Consider the following 24,521-nt stretch of genomic DNA (forward strand, 5'->3'; position numbering starts at 1 on the left):
ATACATCCCTACTTTCTCTCTATTTCAACTATAGTAACTCCATCTCCGCCTTCTCCATATACACCTAAACGATGTGATTTCACATGCTTATTACGATTTAATAACTGCGAAATCCCGCTTCTTAATATGCCTGTACCCTTACCATGAATAATCGTTATCTGTTTTAATCCTGCAAGATATGCATCATCTATGTATTTATCAACTTCCATTATTGCTTCATCTAAATTTTTACCTCTTACATCAATTGAGGTGCTTATATTTGATATTTTCTCATTTAAAAATCTTGTAAATCCTTTTTCTGCTTCATCTTTCATTACACCTTCATTTATTAACCTAAGATTGCTTATATGCACTTTTATCTTGAGAATTCCTGCCTGCATCTCAACGTTCCCATCTCTATCAGGCTTTGAAAGTGCTGTTCCGTTTTGGTCAAGCGGTACAATATAAAGAGATTGACCCGGGGTTATATACTTCGGAACATTATGATAAGCAGACTTCTTAGTCTTTGTTAATGCATCCTCAAGTTCATTTATATTATTTTTTAGTTTTATTCTTGCTTCTTCAATTATTTTATTTTTATTGTCGCATTTATCAGCTTCTCTCAGCTTTTTAATTATTTCCTCTGACGTTGCTTTTGCAGTATCAAGCAATTTTTTGGCTTTTATTTTTGCTTTTTCTAAAATCTTTTCTCTTTCCTCTTGAATTTTCGAATTTTTCATCTCATATTCTCTTTTTATCTGTTGTATTTCACGTTCTAAGGTCTCAACTTCCAATCTTGTTTTTTCTGCTTCATTTCTCTTTTCTTCTAAGTCTTTTAATAAATCCTCAAATTTTAAAACATCCTCAGTAATGTAGCTTTTTGCATTTTCAATAATTTCTTGCGGCAATCCAAGCCTCATTGATATTTCAAATGCATTACTTTTTCCGGGTATTCCTATTGTAAGCCTGTACGTGGGTTTTAATGTATTAACGTCAAATTCTACAGATGCATTTTCAACTCCCACCATTTTCAAGGCATATTGCTTAAGTTCACTATAATGGGTTGTTGCAATGGTACGAGCTCCAATATTATGAAGATAGTCCAGTATGCTCATTGCAAGTGCAGCACCTTCTGTCGGGTCTGTTCCTGCTCCAAGTTCATCAAGGAGAACAAGGCTTTTTGAGCTTACTTTATTTAATATTTGTACAATATTTATCATATGTGCCGAAAAGGTACTGAGACTCTGTTCAATGCTTTGCTCATCACCTATATCGACAAAAACATCATTAAATAATGCTACCTCTGAGCCCTCATCTGCAGGAATATTTAATCCTGATAATGCCATAAGTGTGAGAAGTCCAACCGTTTTAAGCGTGACGGTTTTGCCGCCTGTATTCGGTCCTGTTATAACAAGGGTATCAAACTTATCTCCAAGATAAATATTAATAGGCACAATCTTTTCTGGCTCTATTAAGGGATGTCTGGCATTTTTAAAATTCAAATAGCCTTTTTTATTAAATTGAGGCTTTGAAGCATTTATCTCTATGGAATATTTTGCCTTAGCGAAGACTAAATCCAATTCCTTCATAGTAATTACATTTTCTTTTATTGCAGCTGCATTTTCACTAACAAGATGTGATAACTCACTCAAAATCCTTTCAATTTCCTGTTGTTCTAATAATTCAAGCTGCTTTAAGTTATTATTTAATTCCACAACCCGCATCGGTTCTATAAAAAGTGTTGCTCCGCTTGATGACTGGTCATGTATTAAGCCTTTAAAAGAACCTTTATATTCTTGTTTGACAGGAACCACATATCTTCCTTGCCTAACTGTAATTATTGGCTCCTGCAGTTCTTTGGAAGACGATGTAATAATGGAATTTAATGTATTCTTTATTTTTTCATTTGACTTAGCCTTTTGCTTCCTTAAATTCCTTAATAACGGTGAAGCATCATCTGCAATTTCCTCTTCCGATATGATTACACTGTTTATTTTTTCCCACAGTTCCTTCATCACCATCAATTTTTCATTAAAGCAGCTTAAAATAGGATAATTACCTTCATCTTTGTTATTTTTAAGATATGCTTTTACTTTACTGATTAAAGCTAAAAACCCTGCTACCTTAAGGAGCTGCTTTGTATTAAGCAAAAACCCTATTTCTGCTTTTTTTATAATATCATCAAGATTTTTAAATAAAAATGATATGGTCCCATATGAATTTATATATGAAACTGCTTCTTGGATTTTATTCAGCTCATCTTCTATTTTATCGATATCGTATAATGGTCTTATTTTTAATGCATCTTCTTTGCCTTGTTCCGAATCACAGTAATCGGCAATAAATTTAATTATTTTATCATATTCTAAATTCTTTAAATATTTTTCTATCATTAAAATTCCTCCATGACCTCTTTCCCATAAGCAAAATGAATTTAAGGATTATTCACCCTCGTTATCAAATGTTTTAATATATTCTAAAAGCTCATTTTTTGACCTTTCTAATTCATCCTTTGCTTTTTCAAGCTTTTCATTGAGGTCTTCTATCATCTTGCTTTTTTTATTTAATTCCGAATTTAATATAAGAATTTGTTTTTTCAGGGCATTATTTTCCTCTCTCGATATAAATAATTCATCGGCAACATTTAAGGCTGTCAGCACAAGCTGCGTATGCAATGAAATACCACGATAGTTATTTGAAATCTCTTTAATTATAGTATTGACATATTCGGTAAGCTTTAATATATAATCCTCAGGATAATCTGATTTGAGTATGTAATCATTTCCATTAATATTGACGGTTACTTTATTTATTCCCAATAAAAACATCTCCTTAATAAATTGTTACTTTATTAAATTCTACATTTATTCATAATCTCCTTCTTTTCAACATAATTTAAGACAAAAAAGACCATAAATCGGTCTTTTTTATCTTAATTCAGCATGGAATTTCCTTTTCAGCTCTTCAACAATTTTATCATGTACCTTGTTTACTTCTGCATCTGTAAGGGTTTTTTCATATGACCTGTACCAGATTGAAAATGCAATACTCTTTTTATCTTCTGGTATATTTTCACCTGTGTATACATCAAAAAGCCTGACATCGTCTATGATTTTCCCACCAATTCTCCTAATGGTTTCCTCTATATCATACGCGAATATTTCCTTATCCAGCAATATCGAAATATCCCGTTCTACTGCAGGATATTTCGGCAACGGAGAGTATTTTTTATTCATATCTGCCATATCAATTATTGTATCAATTTTTAATTCCCCGGCATATACCTCTGATTGAATATCATAACTTTCGATAATATCCGGATGTAGTTGACCGATTACCCCAACTTTTTCATTATTTACAATGATATCTGCAGACCTGCCGGGATGATACAGTTGATTTTCACTTCTCCTATATTTTACATTTCTTATATTCATCTTGTCAAACAATGCTTCTATAATACCTTTAATCGAATAATAATTAATATCCTTTCCATACATACCGATAACAGCCATTTTTATTTCCGTGGGTAATTCTTTAAGAGGCAACTCCTTTGGTATAAATACCTTTGACAACTCGAATACACCAAAATCACTGACTTTACGACTGTAATTAGTATATGCAACATTAAGCATAGATGGAAGCATTGTGGTTCTCATAAATCCCTGGTCTTCTCCAAGCGGATTCATAATCTTTACAGCCTTTCTTAAATTGCTGTCACTTGCTAAATTAAGCCTGTCTAAATCTTTTGTTCCCATAAATGATGTTGTTGTAATCTCATTTAAACCTGAAGCTAAAAATATATTTTTTACTTTTTCTTCTAACTGCTGCTTTAATGTCCTTATACCAATTGTTACATTTGTACCCATTAAAAGTGTGCTTTCTATATTATTGTATCCATATAATCTCCCAACCTCTTCGGCAATATCTGCTTCTCCTTCAACATCTCTTCTAAAGGCTGGTATAGTAACTTTCAACAAATCTTCATTAATCTTAACTTCAAAGTCAAGTAGTTTTAATAAATTGCACATTTCTTCAGTTGTTAATTTTGTGCCAAGCAGATTGTTTATCCTACATGGTCTTACATTAATTGTTGATTTTTTTACAGGCTCAGGATATATATCAACCAAACTCTTCAGTATTATTCCACCGCTTAATTCAGCCATAAGATGAGCAGCTCTGTTACATGCGAATACGGTTATTTCCGGATCTAAGCCTTTTTCAAATCGTGAGGAAGCTTCACTTCTTAATCCAAGTTTTTTTGAAGTATATCTTATATTACTACCTTTAAAATTAGCACTTTCTATAAGTATGTTGATGGTTTCATCAGATATTTCCGTATTTTGTCCTCCCATGACTCCCGCAAGTCCGATGGATTTTTCTTCATCCGCTATAACCAACATTGAGTTATTAAGTACCCTTTCTTTCCCATCAAGTGTTATAAGCCTTTCTCCATCTACCCCTCTTCTTACTAAGATGTGCCTATTTTTAACTTTATCAAGGTCAAATGCATGAAGTGGCTGACCTAATTCCAGCATAACATAGTTAGTTATATCGACAACATTATTAATAGGTCTAATACCGGATTTTAAAAGCCGCATCTGCATCCATAAGGGCGACGGACCTATTTTTACATTTTTGATAACCCTTGCAACATAGCGGAAACATAAGTCTTTATCTTCTATTGTTACATTAGCCGGATTCTCTTCATCAGCTTCGGTTATGCTTATATCCGGCACATTATAATTTTTTCTGTATATTGCAGCCGTTTCTCTTGCAATACCTAAAATAGATAGACAATCTGGTCTATTTGGCGTTATCTCAAATTCTATAACATCATCATTTATCCTCAGGGCTTCTTTTATATCCTGTCCAAGAGGCAACTCCGGTAGGATAAAAATCCCGTTTTTTTGATATTCAGGGAGAAGTGCTTCATTAAGTCCAAGTTCTCTTGCAGAACACATCATACCATTTGATTCAATACCTCTTAATTTCCCTTTTTTTATTTTTACACCTCCGGCAAGTGTTGACCCATGTAATGCAACAGGTATATAATCACCCTCTTTTATATTTTGAGCGCCCGTAACTATCTGTAATTTTTCATTCCCAACATCTACAATCCCAATCTGCAATTTATCTGCATTTGGATGTTTTTTAAGAGACATAATTCTTCCAACAACAACATTTTTTATCTGAGAACCATAATTCGTAATGGTTTCAACCTTTGACCCCGACATTATAAGGTCATCTGCAAGTTTTTCTGTATCTACATCTATATCTACATATTCTTTAAGCCAATCTACGGAAACTAACATTAATTTTCCTCCTTCTAAAATTGTTTTGTAAATCTTAAATCATTTTCATACAAAAGTCTTAAATCATCAATTCCATATCTCAACATTGTTATTCTGTCGAGCCCTAAACCAAAGGCAAATCCCGTATATTCCTCCGGATCAATTCCTGACATTTTTAGAACATTTGGATGAACCATACCTGAACCGAGTATCTCAATCCAACCAGAATATCCACATACCCTGCAGCCTTTTCCACCGCATACAAAACAGCTTACATCCATTTCAGCGCTTGGTTCTGTAAAGGGAAAATAATGTGGCCTGAATTTGGTCTTGGTTTCATCACCAAATAATTTACGTGCAAATAAATTAAGAACTCCCTTCAAATCCCCCATTGTTATGCCTTTATCAACCGCAAGCCCCTCTATCTGATTAAAGACGGGTGAATGTGTGGCATCTATTTCATCTGACCTGTATACCCTTCCGGGTGATATAATCCTTATAGGAGGTTTGGTTTTTTCCATAGTTCTTACCTGTACCGGTGATGTCTGGGTCCTTAAAAGAATATTTGGTGTTATATAAAATGTATCCTGCAAATCCCTTGCCGGATGATCTGATGGGGTATTTAAAGCTTCAAAATTATAGTAATCCAGTTCTATTTCAGGACCTTCTACAATTGAGAATCCAAGTCCTAAGAATATTTCTTCAATTTCATCAAGAACCTTTGTCATCGGATGTTTGGAGCCAATTTTTACCTTGTCTCCCGGCAATGTTATATCAATGTACTGACTTTTAATGGTTTTTTCCTTTTCTTTTTCAATAAGTTTATTTTTAAAAGATGCTAATATGTTTTCTATCTCAACCCTGATTTCATTTGCAAGCTGACCAATTACAGGTCTTTCCTCCGGAGACAATTCCCCCATGCTCCTTAATATTTTTGTGAGTTCACCTTTTTTACCAAGGTATTTAATCCTTAAATCTTCTAAATCCGCTGTGTTATCTGCGGCAAGTATTTCATTTTTTGCCGTTTCTAAAATCTTAGTTAATCTCTTCTTCACTGTATTACACTCCTTTTTTAATCAAATAAAAAAATCCCTCGTCACAAAGGACAAAGAATTTGATTCCCGCGGTACCACCCCTATTAGCACAAAGTGCTCACTCATTTTCAATAACGGATATACCGGCAATGCCTACTATCAGTTCAGCACGCAGCTCCAGAGGGAACTTCCATTATCTTTATTACAGTAATGCTCTCAATCAACGACATTACATCCCTGTGTAATCCGATAATGTACTTTACTCCTTCATAGCATTTAACCCGGAACATTTCCTTTAAGAGTATGTTCCATATCTTCTTATTTTCCAGTATTATAACACTTGAATATTATTTAATCAATCTCTGCCTTTGTGATTCATAAAGGCAAATTGAAGCAGTTATTGATACATTTAAAGACTCAGCATTACCTGTCATTGGTATTTTAAACTTCCCGTCAATATACCTATTCAGCATAGGATTTACACCCTTTGCCTCATTTCCAAATATAAATGCTGCATTGTTAGAAATTTTAAAATCGAAAATATATTGATCAGCCTTTAAATCTGTTGAATATATTTTAATACAAGATTTCTTGAGTCTATTCATTAGTTCATCAATATCAACAATATTTACTACCGGAATATGAAATATAGAACCCATTGCAGAACGTATAACCTTCGGATTATATATATCAACTGAATTATTTATTGTAAAGACTGCTCTAACCTTAAATGCATCCGCTGTTCTGATTATAGTACCGAGATTTCCGGGGTTCTGTACTTTATCGGCAATAATATATATACTGTTTTTACCTATTATCGTATTCAATTCATATCTGGGAATTCTAACAATTGCCATAATATTTTGCGGTGTAACAGTATCAGATATTTTTTTAAAAAGATTATCGGGTACTTTAATTATTCTGTTAAGGTCAAAGTCTATATTATTATTATAATTTTCTGAAATTATAATATATCTTATAGAAAATTTGCTTTTTAACACCTCGTTAACATTGTTTCTGCCTTCAACAAAAAACAAACCACTTTCATATCTATCTTTTTTATTGTTAAGCTTTTTTATTTTTTTTATCAATTCATTTTTATCACTTGTTATTATCATAATATTTCACTTTCTCAAATAATTATATTTTCAAACCCGGAGCACATACCGGGTTTGAAAATTATGCGTTTAACTGCTGTTTAGCTATATCAACCAACTCAGAAAATGCTTTTCCATCACTTATAGCCATTTCTGAAAGCATCTTTCTATTTATCTCAATATTTGCCTTTTTTAAACCGTTAATAAACCTACTGTAAGATATGCCATTTGCCCTTGCTGCAGCATTAATCCTAGCAATCCATAATTTTCTAAAATCCCTCTTCCTTAATTTTCTACCGATATATGCATAATTAAGCGACTTCATCACTGCTTGATTAGCTACTCTAAAAAGCTTGCTTTTTGCTCCATAATAACCTTTTGCAAGTCTTAATATCTTCTTATGTCTTTTTCTTGTGACTTTTCCTGATTTAACTCTTGACATTTCTATAACCTCCTAAGATTTTTTATGCATATGGAATTAAACGTTTGATATTCTTTGCATCCGCAGCTTTAAAATACGCTATTTTTCTAAGATTTCTCTTGGTCTTCCTTGTCTTTTTTGTTAGAATATGTCTTCGAAATGCTTTTGCTCTTTTCACCTTACCACTTTTAGTTAATGAAAATCTTTTTGCAGCTCCTTTATGTGTCTTCATTTTTGGCATTTTTATTATCCTCCTCAATTAAACGTTTTTCGGTGTTAATATCATCATCATACTTCTGCCTTCCATTCCGGGCGTTTTCTCAACAACACCATATTCACTGATTTCTGTAGCAAATCTATTTAAAAGTTCTTCGGCTATTTTGGTGTGAGATGCTTCTCTACCTCTAAATCTTATAGTAACCTTAACCTTGTCACCGTCTTTTAAAAATTTAATTGCGCTTTTTAACTTTACTCCAAAATCATGATCCTCAATAGCAGGTGTCATCCTTATTTCTTTAATATTAATAACCCTTTGTTTCTTTTTAGATTCCTTTTCCTTTTTGCTTTGTTCGTACCTAAATTTACCAAAGTCCATCAATTTGCATACCGGCGGATTCGCCTGTGGGGCAATTTTCACCAAATCCGTATGCCTTTCCAAGGCTAATTTATAAGCCTCTTTCGCAGATAATATTCCCAATTGGTTGCCATCCTCATCAATAAGACGAACCTCTCTGTCTCTTATCTCTTCATTAACCTGCAGTTCCTTGTTAATAAATACGCACCTCCTAAAATTTTTGACAAAATAAAAGCGGGTATAACCCCGCCTCATAAATCATAAGTACAAAAAATAAACCTTTTGACTAACCCGACACCCCCGTAGGTGAAAGGTGAGAAGCGGGTGCTTCTACTTTTCCTTGTTTATTTTAACATATGCTTTTTGAATAGTCAATACTCAATTTTTAAATTTTTACGGTTTGTTTTAAGGAATTACTATAACATTTTTAATATCTTTTTATAAATTTTGATATATTCTTTCACCATTTTTTCCTGGGTAAACCTATATTCTACCGTTTTACGGCAATCTTCCCGAGAAATATTCTTGACATCTTTAATCCTTTCAACCATTTCCTCTATACTTGATACAATAAACCCATTGATGCCATTTTGAATGATCTCAGGCATAGAACCCCTGTTAAATGCAATGACAGGTGTTCCGCAAGCCATTGCTTCAACAACACTAAGCCCAAAAGGCTCATTGAAATTAATCGGGTGTAACAATGCATATGCATTGCTTAACACCTTATTCCTTTCTTCAGGACCTACCGATCCAATATAGCAGATATCATCATTTAAATATGGCTCTACATATTCTTCAAAATACAGCTTATCCTGAATAATACCGGCAATTATTAATTTCATCTTTGCCATTTTAGCAACCTGTATTGCTTCCTTAGTTCCTTTGTCGTTGTGTATCCTTCCAAAATAAAGCAGATAGTTGCCACAATCTTTTTTTAATGTAAAATTTTCTATATCTATACCATGATATACAGTGCCTATATAATCAAGTTCGCTATTTCTATCAGCATTACTGATTGAAACATAATATGTATTTTTATTATATTTTTTGAAAACAGGAAGGATTCTATGTGAAGAAAATCCGTGTATTGTTGTTACCATTGGAGTTTTTATCAATCTACTGTAAGTCAAAGGTAAAAAATCATAATTATTGTGTATTATATCATATTCATTTGCATGTTCCATTACTTCAGATATATGCAATGCTTCCCAAACCTTTGCGTCTACATCTTTATTTTCTTCATAAGGTACTTTGCATACACTTCTAAGCTTAGCAGTGGTTATAGAATCACCCGTTGCATAAAGTGTTACATCAATATTTTCCTTAACAAGCCCTTCTGTTATTAATGAAACAACTCTTTCCCAAGGTCCATAATGACGTGGCGGTGTTCTCCATGCAATTGGTGAAATTATCGCAACCTTCATATCAAAAAAACACCTCCTATGATTTAAGCTTTATACTTAAACCTTATTATAACACATCTTTCTGCTTCTCTGTGAAAATAATCCAATATTTCTGAAAACGGTAAGATTAAGTAGTAGCCCACCAGCTGAAAAATTACAATGCAGTAGAGTAGTAGCCCACCCTTAGTGTTGCTTTTTTAAAAAGGCATGTCTACTAAATAGTTATTCACCTTATCGTAATAGTAATTGTAGCTTGAGAATTCGTATTCTCCCGGTGTTTTAACTATCCCTGCTCTTACAGGATTATTGTGAATATATTCAATTTTGTTTTGTAATTCCTTACTTTCTCTTATTCCTTCGTCATAAAACCTGGATTGCCATAACTTGCCTTCTCTGCCCATAATCTTATTGTACTTGTTGCCGAAGTTACCTTTTATCTTATTCATTATTACCGATATGTTGAATTCCTCTCCCGGCTGGATTATTGCATGGAAATGGTCTGGCATGATTACAAACGCATAGATTTTATAGTCAAGGTAGTACTTATAGAATTGCATTGTTACTATAAGAAGCTTGCACGCCTTTTCTGACAAGAATATTTTTTCACGGTCTTTAACCACCGAAGTTACAAAATATGATGCTCCTACTTCCAAATATCTTCTTAGTTTAGTCAAAAATATTACCTCCTAAGACCTTTTGTAAGTATTCTACCATAGGAAGATAACAAATGCAACATAAAGGGTGGGCTACCAGCTACTACTATGAAATATATTATATTTTGTCTACCAGCTACTACTATGAAATATATTATAATTTGTCTTTATCCTAAAAGTTGTATGCTTTCAAAGTATATTTGAAAAACTTTTTTCATAAAAATCTTTCGCAGATGCTTGTTTCTCTTTTACATATTCACTTATAGAGTCATAATTATCAAATAATAAGTCAACAATTATTCTATCTATAAAACCTTCATCCGACTGCATTTTTATTATTCTGTAAATATCTTTCTTGTTCATACCTTGCCTATAAGGCCTATCTTCAAATATTGCTGTGAAAATATCGGCAACAGCCATTATGCGAGAACTTGTATCAATTTCTTCGGCTTTACAATGGAAAGGGTACCCGCTTCCATCTAATTTCTCATGGTGGTAAGCAGCCCACCTTGCTATCTGCTCTAAACCACCTATTGAATCTAATATATAATATGTGTAATATGTATGGCATTTAATAATTGCGAATTCATCTGCAGTTAATTTGCCAGGCTTTTCTAATATACTATTAGGTATTGCCAGCTTACCTATATCATGAAAATTTCCTGCTATTTTTATTAGGTTTGTTTCTAATTCTGTTAATCCAAATAATTGAGCCAATTTTTCAGCACACGCTGATACTCCTGATGTATGAGTAGAAGTGAATCTTGATTTAAAATCTATAACATTCCTATATAAATCCGATATCAACAGTATACCATCTATACCTATCTCTCTATTTCTATATGGTCCACTATATAACAACAATTGATATAATTTCGTGGAAACTAAGTCTAACCAAAATTCTTCTCTTTTAGATATTTGAACGAAATAATTTACAACCTCTTTATTTATTTCTGTATCCTCAAGTTTTTTAACCTTTTCTATTATATCGTTTGTTTGATGTAGGATATATCTGCTTCGGTCTATTAATCTCTCAACATAATCAGATAGGAATATTATTTGAGATGCCAATACAGTGGAATTTTTTATATCATCATCCCAATCTCTCCACTTTCTATGATGATTTCTTATAATTTTTGAAAGTTTTTTAAGGCAGGGTGCCTGTTCTATCAACATTTCTCCTCTTATAGTATGAATGTATTCGTTGGAGGATTCAAAATTCTGTAGTGCTACCTTCTCTTCAACAGAAATAGCTCCAATATCATGTAATAATGCAGCAGCAAAAATATCCTCAATAGTTTCTTGTTTAAGATTTGCATATTTTGCTATTTCAAATGCAATAAACGCTGTCCTTTGCTGATGTTGTGCAAAAGATGGATTTGCTATATCCAATATTTCTGACATAGATAATAACAAATTACCCTGATTTACAGATAGTTTTTTTCTCATAAGCATACTCCAATCCACATAAATAAGTATTGTCAAAAGTTTTTATATCAAAAGCCACAAGCTATTGAAGCCATTTAAACATCATAAGACTCATTCCATATCTAAAGATATCTCTTACCTTATTATAATGCTCCAAACGATTTTATTTACAACAATTTCGATGGTCGTAGTTAGTTATACTTACTTGTATTGTATATGTATTTATTGTATTTATCAAGTATTTTATAAAAATACCAGCTGTGAGGAGTAAATTCTTTGAACAGTAAACTTATAAACCTAAATTATATAACTATAATTTGAATATTTATATATTTGTAACAATTAGTTTTTCCTATTTTTTGTTATCAAGACTATATCTTTCTATGTTAATTTTTTGAAATTATAAAAAGTATTGCAAACCACAAAGGTCTTGAAATCTACAGCATTTATAGATAAACTATTATTGAGCATAGTCACCACCCTGTAATGTGTTTTTTTCAATAAACATTATACAGGATGATTATTCTCTGAGCTACTATAAGAAGCTTGCTTTAGTAAATGTATTAGCAAACAAAGAAGGAGGAAATCTCCTGGTTTAAAATTATTTTACATCAGGTCTTCCTCCTTCGATAATTAAACCAATACCCTTAACGTATTTAACAGGTCTACCATTAGGAGGTCCGTCGGGACCCCAATCAAAATCGGGCCAATCCTTTAGATTTGAATCTAACCATGCTTTATCTTCTTCTCTTTCTCTTCTATTTTTTTGATTTATAAATTCAATAAAATCAATAACTTCTGCAAGCTTATCCTTTGGAAGTTTTTTAATCATTTCTATTGCTTTTTCCTCTATTGCATTATCCATATATAACACCCTTTTTTATTATTTCTCTCTTAATTATAAAATTAATTTTTATAATTAAGAGAGAAATTGAGCGGTTATATACCTATTGAACTTATGCACCACACAAATATACAAAGGTATTATCATTTATTCTGAAAAATTACAATGCAGGTCTTCCATTATTTAAACACAAATCAACCAAATCATCAATTTTAGCTACACCAACATTCATAACTGAATCAGCACCACCCCAGTATATTTTAACTGTTCCATCATCTTCTGGAATAGCACCGCAAGTAAATACAACATTATGAACATACCCTATGACTTCACATGGTGTTTCAGGTTGCAATATCCATGAATCTCCAACCCCAAGAATCTTTGCCGGGTTTTTTAAGTCGTGAAGTGCTGCTCCCAATCTGTATATGCAGCCATCCATTGTAGAAAATACCCCATGATAAATCGAGAGCCATCCTTTATCTGTTTTAAAGGGCGTGGCACCGGGACCAATTTTCATCTCATCCCAATGGTAAGGATAAGGTTTCATAACTATCCTCGACTCACCCCAATATATCAAATCTTTTGAATAGGTTATCCAAATAGACCAAGGTGCAATCTGGGTATGAGGTCTGTCAAGCCTTACATACTTACCATCGATTCTTTCTGGAAATATAACTGTATTACGATAATCAGCCTGAGTTATAAATGATATACGTTCAACCGATTTAAAATCTTTTGTTTTTGCTAATCCTGTTCTAACACCGTTTTTTGAATAGGCACTGTAAGTTATAAGATATTCTCCTTCTATACAACAGATACGGGGGTCTTCAATACCATATTCCTCATATTCTGCAAATATCCCTTCTTTAGCGGGTGTCATAAAAGGTTTATCCTCTGCAGTAAAATTGTAACCATCATCACTTACAGCAAGCCCAAGTATGCTTCGTCCGTTATCTTTATGTGCCCTAAAAATCATGTAATATTTTCCCTGATATTTTGCCATACCGGCATTATGCACTGTACACACAGGATAAGGTATATCTTTTTTTGTTAAAATAGGATTTCCTTCATAGCGTTTAACTATCGGCTCTTTCACAGCTTTATTACACCTCCAGAACAATCAAGCTATTGCTCCCATTTCGAATAATTTTAGTCATAGAACTTTTTGAAAATATTTATCCTTAAACCTTATTATAACACATCTTTATACCGTTAATCGAATGTTATACTTTATTACTACAATTGTACATTTGCAACCATAATTTTAAAAATAGCCCACCCTTAATGCTGTAAAAGAGACGTGCCTTTCTATTTTACAGCATTAAGGGTGGGCTACTACTACTACTAAAGGGTAATTTATTTTAGGGATGTTTGCAATGACTTTTTCCAATTTTTTATTTGTATTTTATTTCTGCAATTCTTTATAGGGTAAAAAATATTAGGCATAGAAATATACTTTAAAAGATGTGAAAGTAGTTTTTCATTCCGGGTTTATTTAGTTGCATAAGCGAGTATTAACATTATCACATAAATTACGAAAATAGAAAATATAGTAATAAGTAAAACCTTTAATATTTTATTCATATCCATTCTTTAATTCCTATATGCCGTTCCATCATAATTTACACTAACTCTCACATCTTCATAAATATCTTGTATTACCCACCCAATCCCTTGATATTCTATACCATAATGAAAGTTACCTCGAGCATATGCACGGCAATACTCACCACCATTTACAACAGTAGTACCTGTATCCCAATTGGAAACCTGCCAAATACCACTAGGACCAAAATACCTCTCATAATAACCCATAAGACCACCGGCATACCATGCCGAAACTCCATTATACCCAAAATTTGATTCGACATGGATACGATAAAGTTTGTAACCCCATATACTATATCTTATTCTATCATTCGCCGCCCATTTATATTGTGTTGTCATTAAAGAAATACTGCTAACCTGATTTAAAATAGGTTTTGAAGTAAGTGTATCTACAGTAAAGCTTCCATCTGAATTAAATCCGATTGTGGTATTGTCATTTATTTTAACTGTATTAACCAAAGCTTTATTTTGAAAATCTTTCACTTTGTATTTAGATACATCAATTTTATGAGCCTCCATAAAAGCATCTACAGCAGTTATCACATTTTTATTTGGATTATTTTTTATATAATCAATTAATTTGTTATTTCTATTCATTAGTATAGTAGATAAATTATCTACTATCGCTTGTTCGTCTATTAATTCAGCCGCATAAATTGAACTAAAACTTGAAACTGAAAGAAGTGTCAGAACCAGAAAAAATGAAATGATTTTTTTGAACATTTACCAACACCTACCTTTTTATTATTTAATTTTAGCGTAACATTTATTTTTATTTTATGCAAATCTTAAAAAACGTCATATTTTCCTATTTAAAATCATTTTTTATTAAATCATCTCATTATTACTTTATTTTACTCGTTTTTCCTGCTATTTACAATAATCTTTATGTATTTTTTTACAAAAATCTCTATTTTAATTTTCAAAATAGGCTGCTGCTACTTTAAAAAATATTAATTGATTCGGCACACAGATAAATTCTATGAAATAATACAATTTATTAAATTTGTTTTGTTTTTAATCAATATTTGTTATAATAAAGATGTGAAAATAATTTAATTAGGTTGGAGGGAAAGAATTTGAAACCAATGATTATAAGACCAGGCATAAGCAAGATTGGTGCAGTGCATTTTGAGAGAAGACTGTTTGATTCTCTTATACCACTGCCAAATGGAACAAGTTATAATGCATATTTAATTGAAGGTAGCAGCAAAACTGCCCTTTTAGATACTGTAGATCCAATGAAAGCTGACGTTTTAATGGAACAGCTTAAAGACGTTAGTAAAATTGATTATATAATTGCACACCATGCTGAACAAGATCATTCTGGGTCTATTCCTATGGTACTTGAAAAATATCCATATGCGAAGGTTTTGTGTTCTCAAAAAGCAAAAGGATTTTTAATGGATTTATTGCTTCTTCCTGAGGAAAAGATTATTGCTGTTGCAGATGGTGAAACATTAGATTTGGGAGACAAGACCCTTACTTTTATATATGCTCCCTGGGTACACTGGCCTGAAACTATGTTTACATATCTGAAAGAGGATAAGATACTTTTTACATGTGATTTTTTAGGTTCCCACCTTGCAACATCTGATTTATATGTAATTGACAGATGCCAAGTATATGATGCTGCAAAAAGGTATTATGCAGAGATAATGATGCCTTTTAGAAGCTTTATAGAGAAAAATCTTGATAAGATTAAAGATTTGGACATACAGATAATTGCTCCAAGTCATGGCCCTTTGTATGATGATCCCAACTTTATACTTAATGCATATAAGGATTGGGTATACCATAAACCCAAAAATATTGTTGTAATACCGTATGTCTCAATGCATGGAAGCGTAAAAAAGATGGAAGAGTATCTTGAAACATCATTAGTTTCTAAAGGTATTAAGGTCGAGCCATTTGATTTAACTGTAACAGATATTGGAGAGCTTGCTATGGCCTTAGTAGATGCAGCTACAATTATAATAGCTACACCAACTGTTTGGGCTGGAGCACATCCTATGGCAGTTTATGCTGCATATCTTGCGAACGCATTAAAACCAAAAATAGAATTTGTGTCAATTATTGGATCATATAGTTGGGGAAGCAGAGCAGACAAACAGCTTGCGGAAATGTTTACAAATTTAAAAGCTGAACTTATTTCTCCAGTATTTATAAAAGGTTATCCAAAAGACGAGGATTTTAAAGCTCTGGATAACCTTTCCTATGCAATTGCACAGAAGCACAGGGAATTAGGTATACTTTAGGGACAAGGGGACAGGTTTCTTGTCCCTAAAATAAAAATATCTTTTTAAAGCATAGGCAGCCCGCCCTTTATTTTGCAGCATAAAGGGTGGGCTGCCATTTAACTAACTAATGCTTCTTCAAATTGGCTGTTATAAAGATTTGCATAAAAACCGCCTTTTGCAAGCAATTCTTTATGTGTACCCTGTTCAACAATGTCTCCATGATTCATAACAAGAATTAAATCAGCATTATGAATTGTCGACAATCGATGTGCAATTATAAAACTTGTACGGTTCTTCATAAGATTATCCATAGCCTTTTGAATTAGTACCTCAGTACGAGTGTCAACAGAACTCGTAGCCTCATCAAGAATAAGTATCTTTGGATCTTTTAAAATAGCTCTTGCAATGGTTATAAGCTGCTTCTGACCTTGAGATACGTTTGAAGCTTCTTCATTCAGCACCATATTATAACCAGCAGGAAGCGTATGCACAAAGTTGTCAACATATGCTGCTTTTGCAGCAGCTATAACTTCTTTTTCAGTTGCATTAAGACGACCATACCTGATATTATCCATTATACTGCTGTTAGAAAGCCAGGCATCCTGCAAAACCATTCCAAATATTGAGCGTAAATCGCTACGGGTATATTCCTTTATATTATGCCCATCAATCAAGATTTCACCTTCATTTACATCATAAAAGCGCATAAGCAATTTAACTATTGTTGTCTTGCCTGCCCCAGTTGGTCCGACAATTGCAACCTTTTGTCCCGGTTTAATACAAGCAGAAAAATCATTAATGATGATTTTATCAGGATTATATCCAAAGCGAACATGTTTAAACTCAACATTTCCATGAATATTATCAAGCTTTACAGGGACAGAAATATCAGGAATCTCTTCTTCCTCTGCTAAAAATTCAAATACACGTTCTGCACAAGCAGCCGTCTGTTGTAAAATATTAGATATATTGGCAATTTGTGAAATCGGCATTGTAAATGAACGGATATACTGAATAAAAGCCTGAATATCACCAACCTCAATGGTTTTTTTAATAGCAAGCCATCCACCCAAAATACACTCAATTACATAGATAATATTACCTACAATATTCATGACAGGCATAATTAAGCCACTTAAAAACTGAGACTTCCATGCTGAGTTATAAAGCCTGTTGTTCAATTTATTAAAATGATCAATACTTTTCTTTTCACCATTAAACGCCCTTACTATAAAATGCCCCCCGAACATCTCTTCAACATGACCGTTTACATGCCCTAAATAATCCTGTTGTTCCTTGAAATATCTCTGGGAGTATTTCATAATACCCATAATCATCAGCATGGAAATAGGAACCGTTAATAATGCCACAAGAGCCATTATCCAGTTTATGCTAAACATCATGATAAGTACTCCGATTACCGTTGTAATTGATGTAATAATTTGTGTTAAACTCTGATTAAGGGTTTGGCTTATTGTATCAACATCGTTGGTAATACGTGATAAAACTTCCCCTTGGTTCGTACTTTCAAAATATCCAAGAGGCATACGATGAATCTTCTCAAAAATATCTTTTCTTAACTTATATGTTACCTTCATTGAAATCCCTGACATTACCCAACCCTGTATATATCCAAATAATAGACTCAACAAATAAAAACATAAAAGAATAAGAATTATTCTTTCAATGTAGTCAAAATCTATTGTTCCATTACCTGAGATTTTATTCATAACTCCTTCAAATAACTTTGTCGTAGCCTTACCTAAAATTTTAGGTCCTACAATAGTAAATATTGTGCTGGCTACTGCAAATATAAAAACAATAATCATTGATATTTTATAAGGGCTTAGGTATTTAAACAGCTTTTTCATTGTACCTTTAAAATCACGGGCTTTTTCTGTTCCTTGTGACATGCCGCCAGGATGCCCAAGCATTGATAAGCGCTTTTGTGATTTCATATTATCTTGTTTGCTCATGCCAATTCCTCCTTTGAAAGCTGTGATAAAGCAATTTCCTGATAAATCTTACAATTTTCCATGAGTTCCTTATGTGTACCTATTCCTACTATTTCTCCATCTTCAAGTACAACAATTTTATCTGCATTCATAATCGTTGAAATACGTTGTGCAACAATAAGAACGGTACTTTGGGTTGTTTCGGCTTTTAAGGCTTTTCTGAGAGCTGCATCAGTCTTAAAATCAAGAGCCGAAAAACTATCATCAAAAATATAGATATCAGGTTTTTTAACAAGAGCACGAGCAATTGATAATCTTTGCTTTTGCCCTCCAGAAACATTTGTTCCGCTCTGCGAGATTTCACTATCAAAGCCTTCCGCTTTTTCATTTATAAATTCTATAGCCTGAGCAATTTCAGCAGCTTTTTTTATATCTTCATCTGATGCATTTTCATCTCCGTACATTAGATTTGACTTGATCGTTCCGCTAAATAATAAACCTTTCTGAGGCACATAACCAATCCTGCTGCGAAGCTCATGCTGTGTCACTTCTCTTATATCTATCCCGTCGATTAAGATTTGACCCCTTGTCACATCATAAAAGCGAAGAATTAAGCTGACAAGAATTGTTTTGCCTGAACCTGTAGAACCAATAAATGCCGTTGTCTGACCCGGTAAGGCTTTAAAACTTATATTCTTAAGCGTATCTTCCTCTGCGCCGGGAAATCTGAAGTAAACATTTTTAAACTCAACTATCCCTTTTGCTTCCTTGTCAAAGTGCTTTGGTTCCTTGGGATCAAGAATTGTTGGCTCCGTTTCCAAAACCTCATCAATACGCTGTGCAGATACAGAAGCTCTTGGAATCAAAATAAACATAATGGACATCATCAAAAATGCCAAAATAATTTGTATGGCATACTGCATAAATGCCATCATATCACCAACCTGCATACTTGAATTTGCAATCTTGTTAGCGCCTACCCAAACAATAAGTAAGGTAACTCCATTCATTATAAACATCATAGCAGGCATCATAAATACTATTACACGATTTACAAAGAGATTTGTCTTTGTAAGGTCTTGATTTGCTTTGTCAAAACGATCTTTTTCAAATTTTTGGGTATTAAAAGCCCTTACAACCATTATACCTGAAAGATTTTCACGGGTTACAAGATTTAACTTGTCAACAAGCTTTTGTATAATCTTAAACTTAGGCATAGCAACCGCAAATACTACCATAATTAAACTAAGAAGTACAATGATTGTTAATGCAATAATCCAAGACATGGATGTACTTTTACCAAGTGCTCTAATTACTCCCCCTACACCCATAATCGGTGCATAAAATATCATTCTTATCATAATAACAAGAAGCATCTGAATCTGTGTAATATCATTTGTTGTTCTTGTTATAAGTGAAGCGGTGGAGAATTTATCAAATTCAGTTAGTGAAAAATTCTCAACCTTTGTAAATATATTTTCCCGCAAATTTCGACCGACACCTGCTGCTATTTTCGCTGCTAGAAATACCACCATAACCGAACATGCGGCACTAAGCAGAGATATCAAAAGCATTATTAGTCCTGTGTTTATGATATAGCTAATTTGAATTTTATCTGTATTCATTCCCAATGCTTTATATTCTGCTTTGACTGAAGAAACGGCAGCCTGGGTAATCATATTATCACCAAGGGCTGAAAATTTTTTATCCATTTCATCACTTAATTGAGAAAGCTGCTCTCTTGGCATCTTTGCTATCATTGCAAATAAATCTACGTTAGCCGGTATTTTCTTCCCATTAAAATCAATTATTCCACCTTTTGCACTATCCTTAGCCTTTTCAATACCTGTTACAGTAATAAAAGCCTTTCCCATTTGGAGGTTTATTTTATCGATTTCCGATTTATCTGTATTTTTAAGAATATAAACAGGTTCTTTAGCAAGAACCGGATAATCCTTGACATATTTATTATAATCAGTAGTTGATTTATCAACTAACTTATAATTTTTCAAAATCTCTGCCTTATCGCCGGGACTCATAAACAGCACAAGTTTATCCATCTGACTTTTTCTAATTGCTTTCGGTACAGCATTTACAATCCCACCCTGCTGGATACCTTTATTAACAATATTTGACATATAATCCGGAAGTGCAAGGTCACACATCGCCTGGACAAATAATAGCATTATTACAGCAATAAGCATGACAGTAAACGGCTTTAAGTATTTCAATAGTTTCAGCATAATTATCTACTCCTTATCTAATAATATAGCATATATTTCCTTCTATGGTATTAAATCAACTTAAATCCTAAATATAAATTTATAGTTTAAATTATTATTTATTCCTATCCATTACCTCTTTTAATGTGTTTAAACCTTCAAATATCGTATTTAATTCCTCGGGAGTAGCTTTATTCATCATATCCTCAAATTTCTTTTCGATTTCATTTAATTGTTCCTTAGCATTTTTTTTAAACTCCGAAGTAATACTAACATAAACCACTCTTCTATCCTCAATGCTTCTAGTTCTTTCAACCAGACCTTGTCTCTCCAATCTATCAATAATACCAGATACAGTGCTGTTTGATAGTCCAAGATTCTCACTTAAATCACTAATTTTCATTTTCCCATGATGAGCCAGCATACTCATTAACATGCCTTGTGGTCCGGTTATATCTATTTTATTAAACTGATACTTCATATTCTGCTTCATAATATCCCTTATCTGTTTTAACACTTTAAGTATTTTAATACCATTGCTTACTTCCTCCATGCTTTTCCTCCTTTCTTGACATGTTTCGCATAAATATATTTCGCATACGAAACATTATACTCTTTTATTTATCATTTGTCAACAGGATTTTTCAAGGAATAATTTTTCACTTATACTCAGCAAAAAACACTTTATGATTATAAGTATAATCAGCCATATTTTAAAGGGGGCTTTTAGCCCCCTTTAAAATTCTTTTATATATTTTTTGTACATTTTATAATTATTTAAAATCTCCTCTATAGAATCTCCACCGAATTTTTTCATACACTCATCTGCAATTACCCATGCGCAAACAGATTCTAATACTACTGATGCTGCTTCAACAGCAGTAACATCAGACCTTTCATATGCTGCTTCAAATTGTTCTTTTGTATTTATATCTACAGATTTTAGAGGCTTTTTTAATGTGGGAATCGGCTTCATAGCAGCTTTTGCAATGATAGGCATGCCATTTGATATACCACCTTCAATACCACCCGCATTGTTAGTTGCCCTTAAAAATCCTCCATCATAATAAATTCCATCATGTACTATAGAACCGGGTTTTTTAGCTGATTCAAAACCCAGTCCTATCTCAACAGCTTTTATAGCTTGAACACTCATAATATGGTATGCTAATATTGCATCAAGCTTTCTATCCCATTGGACATGGCTGCCAAGTCCAACAGGTACACCTTCAATAATTACTTCTATAATTCCTCCAAGGGTATCCCCTTCTTTTTTGGCTTTATCGATTGCCTTAATCCTTTCATTTTCATCCCTTATACCGCCTATTTCAAGAACACTGCTTTTAACCTTAATATCAAGCATATTCAACAAGGTTTTTGCAATGCTTCCGACTGCGACACGGGCAGCAGTTTCTCTGGCACTTGCCCTTTCAAGAATATTTCTTATATCTCTTTGATTATATTTAATTGCACCTGACAAATCAGCATGTCCGGGTCTGGGTCGCGTTATTACCGTTAACTCCTTATCCTTCCAATTTTCAAAATCACGGTTTAATATCATCAATGATAATGGTGAACCTATCGTTTTGCCTTCTCTTACACCACTTAATATATGGATAGTATCCTGTTCAATAGCCATTCTTCCGCCTCTGCCATAACCCCCTTGCCGCCTTCTCAGTTCTGAATTAATGAAGTTAACATCTACCGGCAGGTTAGAAGGCAATCCTTCAATTATGGCTGTCAATGCTTCGCCATGGGTTTCTCCGGATGTTAAATACCTCAAAATAAAATTCCTCCTTTCTTAACAAGCTGTTATCCTTATAATGATTTGTTTTGAATTTCTTTTAAAACATCTGCAAGAAATTCTTGTAATGATTTTGAGCCCAGATCCCCGCCTTTTCTTGCCCTAATTGAGACTGTACCGGCTTCTACCTCTTTATCGCCTACTATCAGCATATAGGGTATTTTTTTAAGCTGTGCTTCTCTTATCTTGTAGCCTATCTTTTCATTTCTATCATCAAGTTCTGCCCTTATTCCATTATTTAGCAATATCTTATATATATTCTGTGCATAATCCAGTTGCTTATCAGATATAGGCAATATTTTCACCTGAACAGGTGAAAGCCATATTGGAAATGCCCCGGCGAAATTTTCAATCAATATTGCAATGAACCTTTCAATACTGCCAAATACAACCCTATGAAGCATAATTGGTCTGTGTTTTTCACCATCTGCGCCTATATATTCAAGATTAAATCTTTCCGGCATCTGAAAATCTAATTGTATAGTACCGCACTGCCAGGTACGACCAATACTGTCTTTTAAATGAAAATCTATCTTAGGTCCATAAAATGCCCCATCTCCTTCGTTTAATTTGTATTTAAGACCTATATGATTCATTGCTGAAATAAGAGCATTTGTAGCATTTTCCCAATCTTCATCAGACCCCATTGAATCTTCCGGTCTTGTCGACAGTTCAACAAAATATTCAAATCCAAATACCTTGTAGAAGTAATCAATAAGCTTTATTACCCCCAGTATTTCAGATTCGACTTGATCCGGTGTCATAAACAGATGCGCATCATCCTGTGTAAAACTTCTTACCCTCATAAGCCCATGAAGTGCCCCTGACAGTTCATGTCTGTGAACAAGCCCTAATTCACAAAGCCTGAGAGGCAAATCTCTATAACTGTGCATTGTTGAATTATATACAATCATAGCCCCGGGACAGTTCATTGGTTTTATGGCATAATCTTCATCATCTATCTTTGTAAAATACATATTTTCTTTATAATGATCCCAGTGTCCCGATCTATGCCAGAGTTCCCCATTTAGAATTATAGGTGTTTTAATCTCTAAATAACCTCTTTTTGTATGTTCTTTCTTCCAAAAGTCTTCAAGGATATTTCTAAGCACCATTCCTTTTGGATGAAAAAATGGAAATCCCGGTCCTTCTTCATGAAGGCTGAAAAGGTCAAGCTCTTTGCCCAGTTTGCGATGATCCCTCTTTTTTGCTTCCTCCAACATATTAATATATTCAATAAGCATACTTTTTTGAGGAAAACTTATACCATAAATTCTTTGAAGCATCTTATTTTTTTCATCTCCTCTCCAGTATGCCCCTGCAACAGAAAGAAGTTTTACCGCTTTTACCATTCCCGTTGACGGTAAATGCGGTCCAGCGCAAAGGTCTGTAAACTCCCCTTGTCTATAAAATGAAATAACCTTATCATCAGGCAGCAATTTAATTAGTTCTACTTTATATGGCTCATTTCTTTCCTCCATAAACTTTATTGCTTCGTCTTTATTAAGCGCAAATCTTTCAAGTTTTAGATTCTCTTTTATAATCTTGTTCATTTCTGATTCGATTTTTTCAAAATCATCAGTTGTAAATGGTGTATCTATATCAAAATCATAATAAAATCCATTGTCAATAGCAGGTCCTATTGTCAATTTCACATTCTTGTATAATCTTTTCACAGCCTGTGCCATTATATGAGATGTTGTATGCCAATATATTCTTTTCCCTTCTTCATCATCAAAAGTCAATATTTCAAGCTGGCCATCCTCATCAACTGGTGATAATAATTCTATTATTTTACCGTTCAGTTTACCCCCAAGGGCTTCTTTCCCCAATCTATGGTTTATACTTTTTGCAATATCAAAAACACTAATGCCATTTTTAAATTCTCTTTCAGAACCATCTTTTAATTTAATTAACATACATTTTTCCTCCTTATTTTGCAAATAAAAAGAACCTCATGCCTTC

20 protein-coding genes and 2 other annotated features are annotated in these 24,521 nt (G+C 33.2%); of the genes, 1 reads left to right on the forward strand and 19 read right to left on the reverse strand.

Features of this window, described 5'->3' with window-relative positions:
• Positions 1 to 8: 8 nt before the first annotated feature.
• The 14 genes from AC0LWJ_RS05930 to AC0LWJ_RS05995 form a co-directional block, all read right to left on the reverse strand.
• Entirely contained in the window at positions 9 to 2,372 is a 2,364-nt protein-coding gene (locus tag AC0LWJ_RS05930; RefSeq protein ID WP_474238606.1) for an endonuclease MutS2, read from the reverse strand.
• A 48-nt stretch (positions 2,373 to 2,420) separates the two neighbouring features.
• Positions 2,421 to 2,798 (reverse strand): cell division protein ZapA, encoded by a 378-nt coding sequence (locus tag AC0LWJ_RS05935; protein WP_474238609.1) that lies wholly within the window; start codon positions 2,796 to 2,798, stop codon positions 2,421 to 2,423.
• Positions 2,799 to 2,906: 108 nt separating this feature from the next.
• Entirely contained in the window at positions 2,907 to 5,291 is a 2,385-nt protein-coding gene (gene pheT, locus AC0LWJ_RS05940) for a phenylalanine--tRNA ligase subunit beta (RefSeq protein WP_474238612.1), read from the reverse strand.
• Between the two features lie 14 nt (positions 5,292 to 5,305).
• On the reverse strand, positions 5,306 to 6,325 hold the full coding sequence (gene pheS / locus AC0LWJ_RS05945; RefSeq protein WP_474238614.1) for a phenylalanine--tRNA ligase subunit alpha: 1,020 nt from the start codon (positions 6,323 to 6,325) through the stop codon (positions 5,306 to 5,308).
• Between the two features lie 43 nt (positions 6,326 to 6,368).
• Positions 6,369 to 6,584, reverse strand: a binding site (T-box leader).
• A gap of 67 nt (positions 6,585 to 6,651) precedes the next feature.
• Positions 6,652 to 7,422: a TrmH family RNA methyltransferase gene (locus AC0LWJ_RS05950; RefSeq protein ID WP_474238616.1), complete on the reverse strand. Its 771-nt coding sequence runs from the start codon at positions 7,420 to 7,422 to the stop codon at positions 6,652 to 6,654.
• Positions 7,423 to 7,483: 61 nt separating this feature from the next.
• On the reverse strand, positions 7,484 to 7,843 hold the full coding sequence (gene rplT, locus AC0LWJ_RS05955) for a 50S ribosomal protein L20 (protein ID WP_284680609.1): 360 nt from the start codon (positions 7,841 to 7,843) through the stop codon (positions 7,484 to 7,486).
• A gap of 22 nt (positions 7,844 to 7,865) precedes the next feature.
• The gene (gene rpmI, locus AC0LWJ_RS05960; RefSeq protein WP_474238618.1) at positions 7,866 to 8,063 is read right to left on the reverse strand and encodes a 50S ribosomal protein L35; all 198 of its coding nucleotides are present in this window, start codon (positions 8,061 to 8,063) and stop codon (positions 7,866 to 7,868) included.
• An 18-nt stretch (positions 8,064 to 8,081) separates the two neighbouring features.
• Entirely contained in the window at positions 8,082 to 8,594 is a 513-nt protein-coding gene (gene infC / locus AC0LWJ_RS05965) for a translation initiation factor IF-3 (protein WP_474238685.1), read from the reverse strand.
• A 22-nt stretch (positions 8,595 to 8,616) separates the two neighbouring features.
• Positions 8,617 to 8,738, reverse strand: a sequence feature (ribosomal protein L20 leader region).
• A gap of 74 nt (positions 8,739 to 8,812) precedes the next feature.
• Positions 8,813 to 9,823 (reverse strand): glycosyltransferase family 4 protein, encoded by a 1,011-nt coding sequence (locus tag AC0LWJ_RS05970; protein WP_474238620.1) that lies wholly within the window; start codon positions 9,821 to 9,823, stop codon positions 8,813 to 8,815.
• Positions 9,824 to 9,999: 176 nt separating this feature from the next.
• Positions 10,000 to 10,476 carry an REP-associated tyrosine transposase gene (locus tag AC0LWJ_RS05975; RefSeq protein ID WP_474238622.1) on the reverse strand — a complete coding sequence of 159 codons (477 nt, stop codon included), beginning with the start codon at positions 10,474 to 10,476 and terminating at the stop codon, positions 10,000 to 10,002.
• Positions 10,477 to 10,644: 168 nt separating this feature from the next.
• Positions 10,645 to 11,940, reverse strand: a complete 1,296-nt coding sequence (locus AC0LWJ_RS05980; protein WP_503031407.1) for an HD domain-containing phosphohydrolase — start codon at positions 11,938 to 11,940, stop codon at positions 10,645 to 10,647.
• Between the two features lie 544 nt (positions 11,941 to 12,484).
• Positions 12,485 to 12,748, reverse strand: coding sequence for a DUF2281 domain-containing protein (locus AC0LWJ_RS05985; protein WP_474238627.1), 264 nt, complete (start codon positions 12,746 to 12,748; stop codon positions 12,485 to 12,487).
• Positions 12,749 to 12,887: 139 nt separating this feature from the next.
• Positions 12,888 to 13,823: a glycoside hydrolase family 130 protein gene (locus tag AC0LWJ_RS05990; protein ID WP_474238629.1), complete on the reverse strand. Its 936-nt coding sequence runs from the start codon at positions 13,821 to 13,823 to the stop codon at positions 12,888 to 12,890.
• A gap of 497 nt (positions 13,824 to 14,320) precedes the next feature.
• Complete coding sequence (locus AC0LWJ_RS05995; protein WP_474238631.1) at positions 14,321 to 15,058, reverse strand: hypothetical protein; 738 nt, start codon at positions 15,056 to 15,058, stop codon at positions 14,321 to 14,323.
• 356 nt (positions 15,059 to 15,414) lie between these two features.
• On the opposite strand from AC0LWJ_RS05995, the gene AC0LWJ_RS06000 reads away from it, so the two are divergent.
• The gene (locus tag AC0LWJ_RS06000; RefSeq protein WP_474238633.1) at positions 15,415 to 16,593 is read left to right on the forward strand and encodes an FprA family A-type flavoprotein; all 1,179 of its coding nucleotides are present in this window, start codon (positions 15,415 to 15,417) and stop codon (positions 16,591 to 16,593) included.
• Between the two features lie 98 nt (positions 16,594 to 16,691).
• Here the strand turns inward: AC0LWJ_RS06000 and AC0LWJ_RS06005 are convergent, their stop codons facing one another.
• From AC0LWJ_RS06005 to thrS, 5 genes are all read right to left on the reverse strand, one after another.
• A complete protein-coding gene (locus tag AC0LWJ_RS06005) occupies positions 16,692 to 18,551 on the reverse strand; it encodes an ABC transporter ATP-binding protein (protein WP_474238635.1) in 1,860 nt (619 codons plus the stop codon).
• Positions 18,548 to 20,773 carry an ABC transporter ATP-binding protein gene (locus AC0LWJ_RS06010; RefSeq protein WP_474238638.1) on the reverse strand — a complete coding sequence of 742 codons (2,226 nt, stop codon included), beginning with the start codon at positions 20,771 to 20,773 and terminating at the stop codon, positions 18,548 to 18,550. Before AC0LWJ_RS06010 ends, AC0LWJ_RS06005 begins: the two co-directional genes overlap by 4 nt.
• Positions 20,774 to 20,867: 94 nt before the next feature.
• Positions 20,868 to 21,305 (reverse strand): MarR family winged helix-turn-helix transcriptional regulator, encoded by a 438-nt coding sequence (locus tag AC0LWJ_RS06015; protein ID WP_474238640.1) that lies wholly within the window; start codon positions 21,303 to 21,305, stop codon positions 20,868 to 20,870.
• A gap of 183 nt (positions 21,306 to 21,488) precedes the next feature.
• Positions 21,489 to 22,535, reverse strand: a complete 1,047-nt coding sequence (locus AC0LWJ_RS06020; protein WP_474238643.1) for a chorismate synthase — start codon at positions 22,533 to 22,535, stop codon at positions 21,489 to 21,491.
• A gap of 35 nt (positions 22,536 to 22,570) precedes the next feature.
• A complete protein-coding gene (gene thrS, locus AC0LWJ_RS06025; protein WP_474238645.1) occupies positions 22,571 to 24,475 on the reverse strand; it encodes a threonine--tRNA ligase in 1,905 nt (634 codons plus the stop codon).
• Positions 24,476 to 24,521: the final 46 nt, after the last annotated feature.

Source organism: Aceticella sp. 75b-Ac (genome assembly GCF_056032965.2).